The organism is Chroococcidiopsis sp. [FACHB-1243] (assembly GCF_014696895.1).
Classification (GTDB): domain Bacteria; phylum Cyanobacteriota; class Cyanobacteriia; order Cyanobacteriales; family Chroococcidiopsidaceae; genus Chroococcidiopsis.
In genome coordinates, this window is the sequence record NZ_JACJQX010000033.1 from 30003 (window position 1) to 48254 (window position 18252).

14 protein-coding genes are annotated in these 18252 nt (G+C 46.5%); 8 read left to right on the plus strand and 6 right to left on the minus strand.

From position 1 onward, the window contains the following. Positions 1-16 precede the first annotated feature (16 nt). Positions 17-1093, minus strand: coding sequence for an NmrA family NAD(P)-binding protein (locus tag H6G17_RS22665; protein WP_199316932.1), 1077 nt, complete (start codon positions 1091-1093; stop codon positions 17-19). Between the two features lie 731 nt (positions 1094-1824). Further along, positions 1825-3687, minus strand: a complete 1863-nt coding sequence (ftsH, locus tag H6G17_RS22670; RefSeq protein ID WP_192160912.1) for an ATP-dependent zinc metalloprotease FtsH — start codon at positions 3685-3687, stop codon at positions 1825-1827. Positions 3688-4194: 507 nt separating this feature from the next. Between ftsH and H6G17_RS22675 the strand changes: the two genes are divergently transcribed. Further along, the gene (locus H6G17_RS22675; protein ID WP_192160876.1) at positions 4195-4740 is read left to right on the plus strand and encodes an NADPH-dependent FMN reductase; all 546 of its coding nucleotides are present in this window, start codon (positions 4195-4197) and stop codon (positions 4738-4740) included. Between the two features lie 36 nt (positions 4741-4776). Here the strand turns inward: H6G17_RS22675 and H6G17_RS22680 are convergent, their stop codons facing one another. Further along, on the minus strand, positions 4777-5943 hold the full coding sequence (locus tag H6G17_RS22680) for a ferrochelatase (RefSeq protein WP_192160913.1): 1167 nt from the start codon (positions 5941-5943) through the stop codon (positions 4777-4779). Between the two features lie 207 nt (positions 5944-6150). After that, a complete protein-coding gene (locus tag H6G17_RS22685; protein ID WP_192160877.1) occupies positions 6151-9192 on the minus strand; it encodes a diguanylate cyclase in 3042 nt (1013 codons plus the stop codon). Positions 9193-9309: 117 nt separating this feature from the next. On the opposite strand from H6G17_RS22685, the gene H6G17_RS22690 reads away from it, so the two are divergent. The 5 genes from H6G17_RS22690 to ilvB all read left to right on the plus strand — a co-directional run bounded on the left by H6G17_RS22690 (position 9310) and on the right by ilvB (position 13940). Further along, positions 9310-9903: a hypothetical protein gene (locus H6G17_RS22690; protein WP_192160878.1), complete on the plus strand. Its 594-nt coding sequence runs from the start codon at positions 9310-9312 to the stop codon at positions 9901-9903. A gap of 149 nt (positions 9904-10052) precedes the next feature. After that, positions 10053-11309 (plus strand): MFS transporter, encoded by a 1257-nt coding sequence (locus tag H6G17_RS22695; protein WP_192160879.1) that lies wholly within the window; start codon positions 10053-10055, stop codon positions 11307-11309. 24 nt (positions 11310-11333) lie between these two features. Then, complete coding sequence (locus H6G17_RS22700; RefSeq protein ID WP_192160880.1) at positions 11334-11543, plus strand: type II toxin-antitoxin system HicB family antitoxin; 210 nt, start codon at positions 11334-11336, stop codon at positions 11541-11543. 4 nt (positions 11544-11547) lie between these two features. Then, a complete protein-coding gene (locus H6G17_RS22705; protein WP_192160881.1) occupies positions 11548-11772 on the plus strand; it encodes a type II toxin-antitoxin system HicA family toxin in 225 nt (74 codons plus the stop codon). A 314-nt stretch (positions 11773-12086) separates the two neighbouring features. Beyond that, positions 12087-13940 (plus strand): biosynthetic-type acetolactate synthase large subunit, encoded by a 1854-nt coding sequence (gene ilvB / locus H6G17_RS22710; protein WP_199316936.1) that lies wholly within the window; start codon positions 12087-12089, stop codon positions 13938-13940. Between the two features lie 64 nt (positions 13941-14004). Here ilvB and H6G17_RS22715 read toward each other — a convergent pair whose 3' ends face one another. Together H6G17_RS22715 and H6G17_RS22720 are read right to left on the minus strand one after the other, a co-directional pair. Next, positions 14005-14607, minus strand: a complete 603-nt coding sequence (locus tag H6G17_RS22715; protein ID WP_192160882.1) for a hypothetical protein — start codon at positions 14605-14607, stop codon at positions 14005-14007. A gap of 175 nt (positions 14608-14782) precedes the next feature. Further along, positions 14783-15862 carry a hypothetical protein gene (locus H6G17_RS22720; RefSeq protein WP_192160883.1) on the minus strand — a complete coding sequence of 360 codons (1080 nt, stop codon included), beginning with the start codon at positions 15860-15862 and terminating at the stop codon, positions 14783-14785. A 102-nt stretch (positions 15863-15964) separates the two neighbouring features. On the opposite strand from H6G17_RS22720, the gene dacB reads away from it, so the two are divergent. Next, on the plus strand, positions 15965-17515 hold the full coding sequence (dacB, locus tag H6G17_RS22725; RefSeq protein ID WP_192160884.1) for a D-alanyl-D-alanine carboxypeptidase/D-alanyl-D-alanine-endopeptidase: 1551 nt from the start codon (positions 15965-15967) through the stop codon (positions 17513-17515). Between the two features lie 162 nt (positions 17516-17677). Next, positions 17678-18235, plus strand: coding sequence for a hypothetical protein (locus H6G17_RS22730; RefSeq protein ID WP_192160915.1), 558 nt, complete (start codon positions 17678-17680; stop codon positions 18233-18235). The last annotated feature ends 17 nt before the right edge of the window (positions 18236-18252 follow it).

The following is an 18252-nucleotide window of genomic DNA, read 5'->3' on the forward strand; positions in this document are numbered from 1 at the left end:
AGGGGGTGAAATGCTTTCACCCAGACCGATGATTAACTTGTGGGCTATGCTCAAACTTCCAGCGATCGTCGTCACCAGAAAGGCTAGGATTGGGAGGCATCGGAAAGCCTTTTTGTCGATCCCACCGCTCCAAATCGTAGCCAGGATAAAAGGGCGTGAGCATGAAATTGGTGAAAGCCTTCAGCCGATTGCTAAACGTTTGTCTGGCGAATGGCAGAGCAGCATAGCGACGGGCGGTTGTCTCGAAGCTCTCGGCTGGGGTTCCCGTCAGTTTTCTAACCACATCATTGACACCGCCATCGATCTCGAATGTGCCCCGCTTCATCTCTTCAATGTAGTAGCGATAGCCGCTGATCTCCAGTGGATTAACACGCTGCTGTTGAGCGACTTTGCGAAACATCCAGAACGGCAAGTTGATTGGTATGACGTGATGCCCCACGACTTTAGCAATAATCTCACCCATTTCTCTCCCAGACAGAAGCTTTGGTCCCGTCGGTCGATAGCTCATTCCCGCATGACGATCGGGCTGCATCAGGATAGCGACCGCTATTCGTGCGATGTCCTCATTGGAGACAGGTGCTGCCTTGCCCTTTCCTGTTAACACTGGGTAAATTCCCAGCAACGCTGCATAGTCGATCGTGCGAAGGAAATTATCTGCGAACAGACCAGGATTGACGATCGTGTGGGCGACACCGGGAATCTGTGCGAACAGACGATCGATCAGCCAGGTCTGTCTAGTCATGATGGCTGGATGCGCTCTGTGCGACAGCCATTGCCCCATCTGAACGATCGCTTCGAGCTTTGCCTCTTTTGCGGCGATCGCAAAAGCTACTGCACTCTGGATCGCATAGGTATGGTAAACTGGCAGATAGTAAGCGCGTTGAGTTCCACGTATAGCATCCAGCAACTGGTGGGGATCGAACATGTCTGCGACGATAGTTTCCACGCCAAAGCGATTGAGCCGTTCACTCCTTGCGTCATGTTGATGCACGAGCGCGCGAACCGGATACCCCTTTGCTACCAATTGCTCGACAATGGCACCGCCTGTCTTACCAGTGGCACCTGTAACTAATATGGTGGGATGTTTCATCATTTTGAACCCTTAACGTGGTGTTTTGAATGAAAGCAAAGGACATTTAAGTGTATATGCACGTTTAATGGAAAATTTTTAGACTTAGCGCATGAGTGCAGTTGTTTCCGTCAAGTAGGCAAGCATCTCATCCATACGCCGTTGTCTAAGGGTTTCCTCTTGAAACCGCTCGATCGAATTCAGATGAGTTGATTGAGTTAGTGAGTTTCTTCATGATTTTAAGTGTATATGCACTTATCTTGGATGGCAAGACACCAAATGAAATTTAATACTTACTGAGAATCTTAAAGCTTTACCTCGCCTATAGCCTCGAAACAACTTGGATTTAGACACCAGCAGATTCGCTTCAAATGACTGCCATAACCCAAAACACAAGCGGCAGAACTATTTATTAGACTGACTCCTCGCAACCTAACATACCCAATTGGGTGATTAGACTGCAAACACGCAGTCTAAATCCGATATTTAGCTGATTAGACTGCGTATCTGCTCGTATATTAGTGGAATCTGGGTGATTAGACAGACAAACTTTAGTTATTTTCTCTTTTTCTGCCTTACTCTTGCACTATAGTCTATGCAATAGGGTGCTTAGAGTGCAAAGCCTTGGAGAAGTTCGATGGAATAGCGCCCCAAGAAGTGATTCGATCGCATTCATCATGCTTGTTAAATAAAGCATCATTATTCAGTCATAAAAAAGTAGGGTGGGCAATGCCCACCCTACTAACAAGTCAAGCTCAAACAACAGATAATTTTTGCTCTTTTTCTTGCATGTATTCGGTGACAATTTGCCGGAATTGTTCGCCTTCAATTGTCTCGTTATCGACTAACAAATCTACTAAGCGATCGACTAAATCGCGATTTTCGCGGATAATTGTCCGCGCTTTTGTAAATGCTTCAGTCGCGATCGCCCTAACTTGATTGTCGATTTTTCTTGCCATCTCTTCGGAATATTCCGATCGCTCCATCCACCCTCCCCCTAAAAATACCTCGTTATCTGGACTTTCTAGAGCGACTGGACCCAAATCTGACATTCCGTATAATGTCACCATTTCCCGCGCTAGGTTAGCAACCATTTTTAAGTCTCCAGAAGCACCCGTAGTGACTTCTGAATCGCCAAATACTTCGGCTTCAGTGGCTAATCCTCCCAGGGCGATCGCAATTCGGTCTAAAATCCAAGCGCGACTGCGCAAGTAGCTACTGTCTACATTTTCTTCATCGGGTACGCTTTGGGCAAAACCACCAATTCCGCCTGAACGGGGAATAATTGTCACCTTATTTAAAGGATCGGAATTTTTCAGCAGCGTAATTAATAAGGCGTGTCCGATTTCATGATAAGCCAACAACCGCTTTTTCTTACTGTCTAATAAGGGTGTGAGCGACAACCCAATCGTAATTCGATCGATCGCATCCAGAATTTCCAACGGTGTAATCGCCTCTTTGCGCCGTCTCGCGGTTAGAATTGCCGCTTCGTTGAGTAGATTCGCTAAATCTGCACCAGAGAACCCTGGAGTGCGTTGGGCGATCGCTTCTAAAGAGACGGAATCATCGACTTTCTTATTACGGGCGTGGACTTGTAAAATGCCCAATCGTCCTTTATATGCTGGCAGATCCACCGTGACTTGGCGATCGAATCGACCGGGACGTAATAATGCCGCATCGAGTACGTCAGGACGGTTCGTCGCAGCAATGATGATAATTCCCGTATTGCCTTCAAACCCGTCCATTTCTGTGAGTAATTGGTTGAGAGTTTGCTCTCTCTCATCGTTTCCACCACCAATTCCCGCACCTCTTTGTCTGCCTACCGCGTCAATTTCATCGATAAATATTAAGCAGGGGGCATTTTCTTTCGCTTTCTTAAATAGGTCTCGTACCCGCGATGCACCGACACCGACGAACATTTCGACGAATTCGCTACCAGAGATACTGAAAAATGGGACTGCTGCTTCCCCAGCGATCGCTTTTGCTAGTAATGTTTTCCCCGTTCCTGGGGGTCCGATTAACAAAACTCCTTTAGGAATTTTTGCCCCGACTGCGGTAAATTTCTCTGGCTGTTTGAGGAAAGTCACAACTTCTTGTAACTCTTCTTTGGCTTCGTCAATCCCTGCAACATCGTCAAATTTTACGCCCGTTTTAGCTTCCATTTGAAATCTAGCGCGAGACTTCCCAAAACTCAGGGCTTGATTAGAAGAATTAGCTGAACGACGTAACAATAGCAACATCAACGCCATCAGAGGCACGATCCAGAGTAAATTTGCTAGCAGACCCACTGCAGCCCTACTATCAGCAGAAGAATTGACTTCCAATGGGACTTGTCTATCTCTAGCTCTATTAATTAATTCTGGATTTTGTTGTAATAACAATACTTCTTTAGGTGGTTCGTCCGCCTTTTGTCCCTTGAGCTGAACTTTAGCAATATTCTGCGCTGGGTCAAGCTCTATTCTGGTAACATCTCCGCGATCGATGCTGCGTAACAATTCGCCGTAATTCAGCGTGTTGGAATTTTCTCTTTGCGCCAGTACCGGAGTACCTACAAGCATTGACTGCAATATCATTCCACTTGCTGCCAAATGCCATAGACTTCGCTTCGCCATATTCATAGCTTTGCTACCGACTGGCGATCGCCGATCTAATGACTGTTTGCGCGAACCTCTCATATTAAAATGCCCTCTGTCGCTGCCTTGACCCATAAACTGTTTTGCAAAGGACGGTAGGTACGATCCACCGTTCTATTTCATACTTAACAGATTGAAGAGATTTTGCCTTAGCTCCAGCTATAAACTCAATTCTTCCAATCTCTAGTGTAACTTCCTGAATCAGTTGTCAGTTATCAGTATGGAGACGTTACATGTAACGTCTGTACAAAGTTGTCCGCGATCGGTTACCTCTTGCCAATGACTGATGACTAATGACCGATGACTTACTACTATTTCCTCAAATTTGACATCCTCTAGTAAAAGTCGCTATATTTAATTTAAACATACTCGTAATGATTACGAGTATCAACAAGCAGAAAAAATAGATAAAGCCATCAAACAAGTGAAACAAGGAATATTCTAGTTTTACTTTTGCGATAGTCAACAAATATCGTCAACAAGGATTGAGATATGGTTAAGATTGTGGGTATCGGTGGCAGCTTGCGAGAAGATTCATACAGCCAACTCGCATTAGAAATTGCAGCGAGGCGAGTCGAAGCACTAGGAGCAGAGGTAGAGATTTTAGATTTAAGGCAGATGCAGTTACCCTTTTGTCATGGGGGCGATGAGTATCCAGGCTACCCAGACGTAGAGCGGTTGCAGAATACAGTCCAGCAGGCTGATGGCTTAGTTTTGGCTACGCCCGAGTATCACGGTAGCATTAGCGGCGTGCTGAAGAATGCCTTAGATTTGATGAGCTTCGACCAGCTAGATAGTAAAGTTGCAGGGCTAATTAGCGTTCTAGGTGGTCAACCAAATAGCAATGCTCTCAACGATATGCGGTTAATTATGAGATGGGTTCACGCTTGGGTAATACCGGAACAAATTGCGATCGGACAAGCGTGGAAAGCTTTTGGAGCTGATGGCAAGCTATTGGATGAAAAATTGTCGCAACGCTTCGACCAATTTGCTCAAAGTTTAGTTGAGAATACGCGCAAATTACGCGGTGTTTCCTAAAAATGTAGAGACGTTGCGTGCAACGTCTCTACATTTCTAATGGTGATGATGTCCGTCGTGGTGATGATGTCCGTCGTGATGGTCGTGGTGATGGTGGTGAGCGGACACAACCGCTAACTGAGGATTAACTGAGAGTGCCTGCTCTGATAGAAGAGCAGCAATTTGAGGATTCGCCCATTCTGCTGCCATTTGTAGAAAGCGAGAATGAGCATTTACACAAGGCATTTGCACGTAGCTAATTGTGGAATGCTTGCGTCGCAAGTTGTGAATGATGTGGTCTACGTCTAGTAGAGTTTCATGATTTTCTGTGGCAAAACCAATTGGCATGAAGACGATCGCCGTTGCGCCCAAATCGATCAGATTTTTTGCTGCTTGGAATGCATTTGGCTGCGTCCATTCAATGAGAGGAGTATCGTGGTTGAGCCAGCCTACAGAGATCAGTGGGTAGCGGTGGATGAGTTGTTCTCTCACTAGTTCGTATAGAGCTTCACTTTCTGCAATCCCCGACGTGAAACCCTTAGCTTTGTGGGGACAACCGTGATTCATTAACACGATGCCGATCTGGGAAGGTAAGTAAGCAGACGCAAGCTCGGCGGCGATTTTTTCTTCTACCAACTGCGCCATCAAATTGATATAGGCAGGTTCGTTGTAGAAAGAAGGAATGTAGCGTTGTCCCTTCAGCCAGTGTTCTTCACCATCAGCTAACTTTGCTAAAGCATTATTAACTTGTTCGACAGCAATGCCGCTGGTGAAAATAGAATCGACAACCAGTAGAGGATAAATCAGTAGTTTGTCAAATCCTTGTGCCTTGATTTCTGTGAGAACTTGCTCTGGAAGGTAGGGAGCGCAAAAGTTGAAGGCTTTGAAGACTTGAATGCGATCGCCCCATTTAGCTTGTAGCTCTTGCTCGATTCCCGCCCGTTGCTGCTCGAAAATTGCGTTATGGGGGGAAACAAAGTGGTTGTGTTGATGCTGCCACTCGTGCAAGTCAAACATTGCCAATAGCTTTGCTAAAGGAGGATAGATCCACGTTGGCACGGGGGCAAATTTAGCTGTAAGTAGATTTAAAGCTTGTTCGTTATAGTTGGCGAAATCTGCATAGCTTTCAACTTCACCATAACCCATTAGTAAAACGGCAACTCTGTCTTGGTTATAATTTGGAGCTGGCGCTTGAGGTTGTTGTTTCTCTGGAGTTGCTACCAATTTCCTTGCCTCGCCTGAATAAATGTTCTGCCAGTCTTTGATGCTTGTAGCAGGGAGAGTACAAATTCTCATACCCCGCGATCGCTGGTACTACTCTTACTCACACTAGGTTAGCATCCCCTATAGGGGGATTGGTCTATCTCTAGGAGAAATACATATGTTTTAAGAATCGAGTAGAGACGCTGCGTGCAACGGCTCTACTCGGAATTAGGCAACGATCGCCCGATCGCGTCCTTCTTGTTTAGCGCGATAGAGAGCGGTATCGGCAGCTTTGAGAATGGCTTCTCCCTCTAAACCGTGTTTGGGAAAGCTAGCTACTCCTAAAGATAGAGTTATTGCTCCTATGGGTTGACCGGAAGATTCGACATGCAGTTGTTTGACAGCGGCGCGAATTTGTTCGGCACGTAATTGCGTTACTCCAAGGGAGGCTTCGGGAAGAATGAGCAGAAATTCCTCTCCACCGTAACGACAAGCAATATCCGAACCTCGGACGTAACTTTGCAGGCAGCGTCCTAATTCTCGTAACACGGCATCGCCAGCATCGTGTCCGAGAGTGTCGTTGATCCGCTTGAAGTAATCGACATCGAGCATAATTACGGAAAGTGGTTGTTGCTTGCGATCGCAACGTAGCATTTCCCGCTCTAAAGCTTCTTCCATATAACGTCGATTGAATAAACCAGTCAGCGAGTCGCGAATGCTCTGGTTTTTCAAAGTTTCGCGGAGTTTTAAATTAGCTAAAGTCGGAGCGATATGTTCTGCGACTCCAATCGCTAGTTGCCTTTTGGCAGGGGAAAGAACGCCCTTCTCTAGCGAACCGAGATAAAGCACGCCGAAGGTTTCTCGATGCGCCATCAAAGGCACGCACAAGGACTCAGCTGGTAAGCTGTGGTGTACGTGTTTGCAGAGCAAACCGTCGTCGGCATCATCTACCCAATGAGGTTTACCCAAGCGGAGCGCCCAACAATCATCGGGATTAAAAGCTTGCTGATTTGCTAAGAGGGGGACTCCCCAGGTAGCAACTGGTTCTAGTAAACTTTTCGTGTTGCGGTTGAGAAAAATTCCCCCCGATGCTTGCGGGAACAGAGATTGCACGAGTTGAGCTAGGGTGGTGCAAGCTTCTTCCAGCGTCAGACAAGCTTGTAGTACATCAACGGTATAGCTGAGATAGGTAATTTCGTGGTTGCGCTGTTTGAGTTCGTTGACCCAATTACTCAGTTGCTCGTTAGCTTGCACTCTTTCTGCTTCCGCTTGCTTGCGTTCGGTTACATCAGTACCAGAGGCAATGATGTAACTAATTTTACCGCTGGCATCGTACATCGGTGTGAAAGCAAAGTCAATCGTGATGAATCGATCGTCGCCTACTTTTGCTTCGCCTTCATAACGCACTTTTTCACCCTGACTGACGCGATCGATCGCCGATCGCAACTCGGCTTGCACCGTGGGAGAGTAAGACCACCAGTAAGTTTGAATCAAGGATTTACCTAAAACATCTTTGGGCTGAAGATCGGCTGCATCGAGTAAAGCTTGGTTGGCTTCGATCAGCGTACCATCAGCCGAGAGAACGGCAACAAAGGAGAATAAGCTATTGATAATGTTACGTAAGTGTTGTTCGCTGTGACGCAGGCTTTCTTCAGCAGTGGAATGAGCCGTAACGTCCATCCCACAGGCGATCGCGTACTCTACTAACCCTTGGCGATCGCGCAGGATCGTATTTGTCCAAGCAATGCGGCGAGTATTACCATCGCGGTTGAGACAGTAACCTTCATATTGACTTGCCGATTGACTGGTAAGTAAATTTTCCCAGTGAGTTTTGGGCGATTCAGCTTCACCAGGGAGCGAAAATAATTCCCAGAAAAACTTTCCTTTAACTTCTGTTGCGGTGCGAGCGGTCATTTCTTCGCAGGTGCGGTTACAGCGAAGAATTCTCCCTTGCGGGTCGAGAACCACCACCAAAGCGCCGGCGGTATTGAGGATTGCTTCCGAAAAATCTCGTTCCTGGGCGATCGCTTCGGTTATTTGCTGGCGCTCTCTGATTTCGCGATCGGTAAAACCGTAGACTCCAGTTAAGAGCAACATATTCAGGCAAATAGCAGCAGCAAAGGCAAACATGGATTGACGAGTGCGCGTAAATTCTGCTTGCGACTGCTTCTGTAACAGAGCGTACTCCGTGCTTTCCATCTCTTGGACGATCGCTTCAATTTTATCTGCGATCTGCTTCGATTTTTCTAATAGGGTAGTTTGAGAAGCGGCTGTAGCTCCTTTAGTCTTTCTTAAAAAAGTTGCTTGTTCGATTTCAGTAATTTTTTGCTCGATTAAGGGTTGCAGAGTTGACAAACGGCGCTGTTGGTGAGGATTATTGCCAGTTTCCTGCTGGAGATGGATGACTTTAGTTTGAATGTCTCTTGCCGCGTCGTAGTAAGGTTCTAAATAGCTAAGTTGTCCAGTAACGATATAGCGATGTTTGGCGATCGTTGCCTTCTGCATGGAGGCATGGATGTCTTTCAAGTCTTCGAGGACGCGATAGTGCTGGATTTGCTTGTCGTGATTGCGCCCTAGACTAGTCAGAGTGTGATGAGACACTGCTCCTACCCCAATTAACGTTGCTGAAGCTAAACCCAAGCCAAGCGCCATGCGGGTAAAAAAGTGCTTGTTACTGGGATGTTGGCGGTTGATAGTTGGTGTCGATGAAAGGCGTTCGCTTCTCTGTTCCAACAACTTCACCACTTGACGACCTAAAGACTGCAATGCTTCTATTTGCTGCAAATCCAGTTCTCGCGCCGTGCGGTCGATCGCACACAAACTCCCAATTGCGTATCCTTCCGCAACAATCAGGGGAACGCTAGCATGAAAGCGAATGTAGGGCTGGGAACAAACTAAGGGATGGGTAGCAAACTGAGAGTCTGTGGAAGCATCGCTGACAACGAAAACTTCTTTTTGTTGTAGCGCTCGTCCGCACAACGCCAGATCGCGCGCGAGGGACTCGATCTGCCAACCAAAACACGCCTTAAACCACTGGCGATCGAGATCGATAAAACTAATGCTAACAATAGGAACGCCGCAAATTAACGCCGCCAATCGCACAATTTCATCAAACTCTGGTTCTGGCGGTGTATCGAGAATTTGACACCGATAGAGAGCTGCTAGTCTGGCGGCTTCATCTTCTAGCAGCGTTGAATTTCCAATAAAAAATTTTGTTTTTGATAACTTTTCTGCTGAGGCATTCAGCCGTTGGTGGGCGGCGGTAATCATCTAAACTCTAGATACTTAAAAACAAGGTTTGTATTCTTCAAAGTTTCGTTTCGAGAAGCCAGGAGTAACTACAGTAAGAACACTGAAAGACTTCTTAAAACTTTCTAAATTCAAGTCATGAAAGTCGTTATTTGTGCGGGAATCCACGATTTGCATCTGACTCAAGCGTTAATCACAGCCTTCGAGTCAAGTTTTATCTCTCTATCGCAGCTAAAAGAAACGGGAAATTTACTGGTTTATTCTCCGCCATATCCGTATTTATCCCTATCTGCCGTAGGCATTTTACAGTTTCTTCACGATCGCCTCGGCAGTCCAAAATCTGCGCCGCCGTTGATTTTCCTCGGTTTTAGCGCTGGAGTCGTAGGCGCACTTGGTGCAGCCTGGGGATGGCAACTGATGGGGGGCAAAGTACGCGCGGCGATCGCGGTAGACGGATGGGGAGTGCCTTTATTTGCTAACTTTCCCTGCTATCGCCTTAGCCACGACCCTTTCACCCACTGGAGTTCCGCCCTCTTAGGCGGTGGAAACGACAGCTTTTATGCCGATCCGCCCGTAGAGCATTTGGTACTATGGCGATCGCTGCCAACAATTACAGGTTGGTGGGTACACTCAGATGAGAGTCACTTGCAACACCGTACTTACCTGACGGCATCTGAATTTTTGTCTATGCTTTTAAAACGACACGGGAACGAGGGAGTGGTTAGTGGCTAGTGGCTGGTGGCTAGAATCGATCCCTTGTCTCCCTATTACCCGACTCCCGTACGGGCGGGTTTTCCAAACAAACTCTGATACTAACTACAGACTTTGGGTAAACCCGCCCCTACAATTCCCTGCTCCCTGCTCCCTGCTCCCTAATCTAAATGTTTCCCACCGAACCGCCTGCTAACACAAATGGGTTTCGCGCCCTGTTGCACAATCGAAATTTTATGCTGCTGTGGATCGGGCAACTGTTGTCCCAGCTAGCAGATAAAGTTTTTCTCGTCCTGACGATCGCCCTGTTGGAAAACTATCCCCTTGCCGCAGGCATAGAGGATACCAGGCGTTCTGACCTATTTATGGCGTTTACCCTACCAGCAATTCTGTTTGGTTCTGCTGGGGGTATATTGGTCGATCGCGTCCCAAAAAAGCCGATCATGGTTGGCTCTGATGTGGTACGAGGGCTGTTGACACTGATGATCCCGCTTCTACCACGGCAATTTCTGATTTTGCTATTGCTGACTTTTGCGATTTCTACAGTGACGCAATTTTTTGCCCCCGCCGAACAAACAGCGATCCCCTTGCTAGTTAAGCGAGAACAACTCATGTCTGCTAATGCCCTTTTCAGCAGCACGATGATGGGCGCGTTAATTGTTGGTTTTGCTGTGGGGGAACCGTTGTTAAGCTGGGCGAAATCTTCTTTGGGTGATTCAGGACAAGAATTAGTCGTGGGTGGATTATATCTACTATCGGCGGGGATCATGCAGCCGATAAGCTTTCAAGAACGGCAGTCCCATAGAGAAGAACGACAGAAAAAAAATGCTTGGACTGAGTTTAAAGAGAGTTTGGATTATTTGCGACGCAATCGTTTGGTATTAAATGCCATGTTGCAAATGACAACTTTATATTGTGTATTTGCTGCTGTAACCGTACTAGCAATTCGCCTAGCAGCAGAGTTTGGTTTGAAAGAAAAGCAATTCGGCTTTTTTCTGGCGGCAGCTGGGGTAGGTATGGTATTCGGTGCGGCAATTTTAGGTCACTGGGGCGATCGCTTGCATCACAAGCCTCTACCTTTGTACGGATTTTTGATGATGGCGTTTGTCTTAGGCATATTTACATTTACCCACAGTCTATTCCTTGCCTTGGGATTGTCTGTGTTGCTGGGTGTTGGGGCTGGTTTTATCGGCGTACCGATGCAAACCCTAATTCAACAGCAAACTCCACCGGAAATGCACGGTAAGGTATTCGGCTTTCAAAACCACGCGATCAATATTGCTTTATCCGCACCTTTGCTGATTACCGAAAGGCTAACCATTGCCTTTGGCTTACGCAGCGTTCTGATCGGGATGAGTGTCGCCGTCACCGCGATCGGGATCTGGGCGTGGCAAAATACTCGTAGAGTTTTGAAAGATGCGATTTAATTGGGGTGTAGAGAGCATAGATAGATGACAACTTTTACTGCAATTATCGAGAGAGATACCGATACTCAACTGTATGTGGGCTACGTCCCTGGTTTTCCTGGAGCGGATTCCCAAGGCGAAACTCTCGATGAGTTACAAGAGAATCTACGTGAGGTCATTGAAATGCTTCTAGAGGACGAAAAACCATTTTTCCAAACCGAGTTTGTCGGAATTCAACAAATTGCAGTTCGGTAGATTTATGAGTAATATTCCTGTTTTAAAACCGCAGGAGGTCATTCAGATACTAGAAAACCTTGAATTTGCTGAAGTACGCCAGAAAGAACCGCACATGCAATTCCGACACAATGATGGTCGAGGAACAACAGTTCCGTTTCACCAAGGACGCGACATATCACCCAGGCTACTAAGGCAGATTGCCAGCGATATTGATTTAACTATTGAAGAATTATTAAAGTTTCGATAGCGTAGAAGCGATAGCTAATGCTTTGTTACAAGTGACTAGTGATTTCTCCCCCAAGTAGGCGACTCTCCCCTCGCTCCCTCAGATCTCTTCCCCCGACTCCCGACTCCCGCATAGATAAAACTTATCCTATGATTCAGCGCTTTTTATCTATGTCATGAGATCCTGAACATTAGATACTAGAGTAAATTTAATAATCGATTGGCAATTTAAAATACAAAATATAAATACAGGTATCCCCCTAGTTAACTAAGTACTGCGTGAGGTTTCCCGTGCGAGCATCTCGTACCCACAGTGTTTCCATCAAAAACGGTCATCTGAATTCATCGGCAATTTCTACTACGCCTCTAGTTACGCCCAAACGGGCGACTGGGGCTTATGCTCTGATTGACAGTCTCAAGCGTCACGGAGTCGAACATATTTTCGGTTATCCCGGCGGAGCAATTTTACCAATTTACGATGAGCTATATCGGGCGGAGGCTGCTGGTGGGATTCAACATATTTTGGTCAGACACGAACAAGGCGCGGCTCATGCGGCTGATGGCTATGCCCGCGCTACTGGTAAGGTAGGCGTGTGTTTTGGCACTTCTGGACCTGGGGCAACTAACCTAGTGACGGGAATTGCGACAGCCCATATGGACTCGATTCCGATGGTGATCGTAACGGGACAAGTCTCCCGCGCCGCAATTGGCACGGATGGGTTTCAGGAAACTGATATTTATGGCATTACCCTGCCAATCGTCAAGCATTCCTACGTGGTGCGCGATCCCGCTGATATGGCGAGGATTGTGGCGGAAGCTTTCTACATTGCTAGTACGGGTAGACCAGGACCAGTTTTGGTTGACGTGCCGAAAGATGTGGGGCTAGAAGAATTTGACTACGTACCTGTAGAACCAGGAACGGTGAGGTTGACTGGATATCGCCCTACTGTCAAGGGAAATCCACGTCAAATCGTGCAAGCAGTGCAGTTGATCCGGGAGAGCCAGCGCCCATTACTATATGTGGGAGGAGGCGCGATCGCCTCTGGCGCACATGCAGAAATTCGACAACTAGCAGAAATGTTCCAAATTCCCGTTACCACAACTTTGATGGGCAAAGGGATTTTTGACGAACACAATTCCTTGGCTGTGGGAATGTTGGGAATGCACGGTACGGCATACGCCAATTTTGCCGTGAGTGAGTGCGATTTATTAATTGCTGTTGGGGCAAGATTTGACGATCGCGTGACTGGTAAATTAGATGAATTTGCTTCCCGCGCTAAAGTCATCCACATCGATATCGATCCGGCGGAAGTTGGCAAAAACCGCGCCCCAGAAGTGCCAATTGTCGGCGACGTGCGGACAGTTTTAGTCGAGTTGCTGCGGCGATGTCAGGAAACAGGGGGATGTCAAAATCCTAACCAAACTCAAGCATGGCTCAAGCGCATCGAGGGTTGGAAAGAAGATTATCCTCTAATCGTGCCACGGCACGCCGATCGCCTCTCACCCCAAGAGGTGATTGTAGAACTGAGCCAGCAAGCACCGAATGCTTACTACACTACCGATGTCGGACAGCATCAAATGTGGTCGGCGCAATTTTTGAAAAATGGTCCCCGTCGCTGGATCTCCAGTGCTGGCTTGGGAACGATGGGCTTTGGAATGCCTGCGGCTATGGGTGCAAAGGTGGCATTGCCAGATGAAGAGGTGATTTGCATCAGCGGTGATGCGAGTTTCCAAATGAATTTACAAGAATTGGGAACCCTTGCACAGTTTGGCATTAATGTCAAGACCGTAATTGTCAATAACGGTTGGCAAGGAATGGTACGTCAGTGGCAACAAGCATTTTACGGAGAGCGTTATTCTTCCTCGAATATGGAACCTTCAATGCCAGATTTCGAGCTGCTGGCTAAAGCCTACGGCATCAAAGGAATGGTAGTTTCTACGCGAGAGGAATTAGCTACGGCGATCGCCCAAATGCTAGCTCACGATGGTCCCGTCTTGATGGACGTGCATGTCAATCGTGAAGAGAACTGCTACCCAATGGTTCCACCCGGTAAGAGCAACGCTCAAATGGTGGGTTTACCAAAACAACCTAAAGCTGAAAAAGCTGTAGAGGTCGTCCATTGCAGCAATTGCGGCGCACAAAATCTCTCGCGCAATAACTTCTGTCCTGAGTGTGGCACGAAGATTTAAGTTGGTAAGGGGAATGGGTAATGGGTAGTTGGTAGTTGCAATTGCCCATTATCAAAAAGTAGTTTCAACCTGCAATTGGCACGTTTTTAAATGCACCTGTATCTGGAATAAACAGATCGATCGCCGTCACACCTTCCGGTATTCTCAACCACACGTAAGCGTCTGATGAGGCATTTTTCCGCACAAAGTACAAATTAACGCTGCCTGACGATCGCTTATAGTCTACTGGTTCGTAAGTTTCACTAGTATCGGGATTACGGGCTTTCGTACCTGCTACATTAATTGCGTCGCTAGGGCTAGCATCAGCTGCAAGGCGACGGATTCGCATTTGTACGTTGACGACATCGCGCGTTTTTGCTTCTGGATCTGTGATTCGCTTGACAGATAGTAACTCTAATTTCGCTTTATTGCCAATAGCAGATTGGACGAATTGTCCTGGTTGAATCCCACTTGTAGCAGCGGGCGCGGTTGCTGTAGTGTCGGATGCAGCAGACGACACTGGTGCTGTTGTCTCTGGTTGAGCATTTCCTGATGTACCAGTACTAGCGTTACTGCTAATAGCAGCAATTTTTTCTTGCAGCGTAAACACTTGATAGGCAGTGAAGCCACTAAAACCCAATGCCAAAATTGAGAGTATAACAGCCATACCAGATAAAAAATTACTCATAGTCTATCGTTGTCAATCTTTGTGCTAGTGCTGAATTAAAATGCGATCGCCTATTATGTCCCACAAGTAGAGTTGTTGGTAGTGCGATCGTAGCTAATAAATATAGTAAAAACCTGGTTTATGCTTCGCGACTCCCTAGTACGGGCGCACTGCTTTGCGCCCGTACCGACTCCCGCTAATTCTGACTAATCGGCACATTTCTAAATGTTCCCGTCTCTGGGATAAAAAGATCGAGAGTATTAACCCCCTCTGGTACTTGTAGCCAAACATAAGCATCCGAGTAAGTTTGCGGACGCAGATAAAATAGGAATACTGGATTAGTGGCTCGATTTAGAAAGTCAAAGGCTCTGTAAGTCTCGCTAGTTTCGGGGTTACGGGCTGTAGTGGCGCTGACAGTAATTACGTCCTGAAAATTTGGCTGTTTTGTACCCAACCGCCAAATCCGCATTTTGACATTCACAACATTGCGAGTTGCCAATTCGGGATTATTCAAGCGTTGTGCTGAAATGACTTGGACTTGCGCTTTATTATCCAAAGCTTTACGAATCAAGCTATTTGGTTGCATTATCAAGCTACCAGTCGCCTGCATTGCTGTCATGTTGGAAGTTGCAGCGCGAGAAACCGCCCTAGTAAATTGATTTGCAGTCGAGATCGGCACATTCTTAAACGGCGTAGTTTGATCGACAAACAGATCGATTGTCGTGACTCCCTGCGGTACGTCGAGGACGACATAAGCATCTATGGGTTTATCCTGACGCAGTTTACTGAGTGAAACTCTACCAGACGATCGCCGCATGAAATCAGTGGCTCGATAGAATTCGCTGGTTTCGGAATTGCTTGCCATAGTCGAACCAACGCTAATCGTACCTTCTATAAGTGGCGTATCTGTAAGTTTTTCAATCTGCATTTCCACATTAACTTCATCTGGCTTGCCAGGGATTCTTTTGACGGCAATAATTGTGACTTGGACTTGATTGCCAAAAGCGGTTTGAACTAAATTGGCTGCTGGAACTTTTGTTGCTGGTGGTACGGAGAACAAATCGCGATGGCTGCCTTTGTCAGTTTGAGTGGTAGAGAATAATTTTAAATACTGGTCAAATAATAATCCGCCGATAATGGCGCTACAAATTCCAATAACCAGGGCGATCGCCAATAAAAAGTATGTTTTACTCTCGCGATCGCTGCTTTGAGCCAAATTTGGTATGCTAAGAGTCTTTTTGTCAGGCGATTGTTTAGCGATTTGTACTTTAGTCATATAGTTTTAATCGTCTGTACGCATTTCATCGTCTACACGCAGTCGGCAGTAATTATACGGGTCGGAGATTAAGTAAATCGTACAATATGTATCAGCAAAAACATGATGAAATCTGCTCTTAGGGATATTGTCAAACCAGTTAGCCTACTGCTAACAATTGCCAACGCTCAGATCTACTTGATGCTACCAGCCATAGCTAACAATATTCCACACGCATCTTTACCACATGCATCTTTAAATGCATCCTTAAAAATTGTCCAGCAGCCTTTACATAACGCAACAAATGCCATTTGTCCCGCTCAATTAGAAACAGCGATCGCCACGGCGATCGATCGCTCCCAACTCAATCGCGCCCGTTGGGGAATTCTAGTCCAAACCGTGAATCGCGGCGATCTGCTATACAGCCGGGACGCTCAAAACTATTTTATTCCAGCATCTAACGTCAAATTATTCACAACCGCTGCCGCTTTGCAAAGACTGGGTTCGCAATTTCAAATTCGCACTTCTGTTTATCCCACGATCGCGGGTGGTTTACGAGTTATCGGTCGCGGCGACCCTAGCTTAACCGACATCCAGTTGCAAGCATTAGCAACACAGGTAAAACAGCAGCAATTTCATCGCATCAGTCAGTTAGTGGCAGAAGATGATTATTTTCAAGGTTCCGTCATTAATCCCGGCTGGCAATGGGAAGATATACAATCAGACTATGGCGCACCTGTCAATAGTTTGATTTTGAATCAAAATACTGTCAAGTTAACTGCGATACCACAACAAGTCGGTCAACCCCTACGCCTCAATTGGTCTGACTTGAGAGAGGGTATGCAATGGCAGATCGAAAATGAAGCGCTCGCCGTTCCCGCAGCTAAATCTTCCCTCAACGTCAGGCGCGACTCAGGTGTAGCAGTACTCAAAGTCACCGGACAGATGGGAATTAACGCACCACCTGAATCAATAAATTTAGCGGTGGTCGATCCAAAAGCGCATTTTTTACGTCACTTTCAGCGCAGTCTTGCCCAAGCAGGAATTACGTTATCACCTGGGAACGAGTTAGTGCAACAACAAGAGCGGCAGTCTACCCTCGGACTGCGGGAGATAGCATTTGTCGTCTCGCCACCGCTATCAGAGTTATTAGTGGAGACAAATCAACAGAGTAACAATCTCTATGCGGAAGCTTTATTGAGAATACTGGGAGCGAAATTACAGCTAACGCCTACCACACAATCGACAGATGAAATTGGCTTACAGAATGTCAAAGAGACTTTGACTGCCTTGGGGGTCGATCCTACTGGTTACGTGCTGGCAGATGGCTCGGGGTTGTCGCGGCAAAATTTAGCCAGTCCAATCGGGATCGTCCAAACTCTCAGAGTGATGGCAAATTCACCCCTTGCCTCTGTATATCGTACCTCTTTGCCCGTCGCTGGCGTGAGCGGCACTCTGAAAAGTCGCTTTCAGGGTACAACTGCGCAAGGAATTGTCTTAGCAAAAACAGGGACGATGAGTGGCGTTGTTGCCTTGTCTGGATATATCAATCCTCCCAAGTACGAACCTTTAGTTTTTAGTATTATTGTCAATCAATCTGACCAGCCTGCATCAGTTTTGCGGCAGACAGTGGACGATCTCGTGTTGTTTTTAACTCGTTTGCAACGCTGTTAGTTTAAATTTAAACCCTAATTCAAAATTCGATAATTCTACCTTTACTGAGAGAACCGTTTTCGTATTCGCTCAGTTTATTACTAATCGATCGATCCCCGTGCGATCGCACGACATCTTAAAATTCACTCATAATAAGTAAGAGCAAAAACTAATTGTAGTAGAATCGTGACCGCATTAGTCAATAACTCAACTTCTATTTTCCGTCTCTCACCTTTAATTCGGATTACACTGCTGAGTTTATACATAGCCCTCACCATACCATTGCCATTTTTAGCAAAGGTGACAGCCGCACCAGTTCCTCCAATTTGGCTTTGGATAGGAATTAGCATCGGTTTCATCGCCATATACGCCGCACTCAGCGAACGAGTCATACTAAATGACCAAGGAATTCAGGTGACATATCCCCTATGGGTTCCTAAGTGGTTTCGGCGCGGTTGGTTTTTACCTTGGTCAGAGGTAAAAGAGTTAAAACCCCGTACTACCGGACAAGGTGGACTCGTATACTATTTCCTCAGTCAGGAAGGAAAAGCTTATTTGTTACCGATGCGGGTGGCTGGATTTACTAAATTGGTGCGGGAAGTACAAGCAAAAACTGGAATTGACACCACGGATGTCATTCCCCTATCACAGCCTTGGATGTACTTAATTTTGTTGGTATTTACTCTGTTGTTATTATTAGTTGATGCCTGGACAGTTACCACTGCGATCGCATTAAACTAATTCAACTCTGGGAGAGA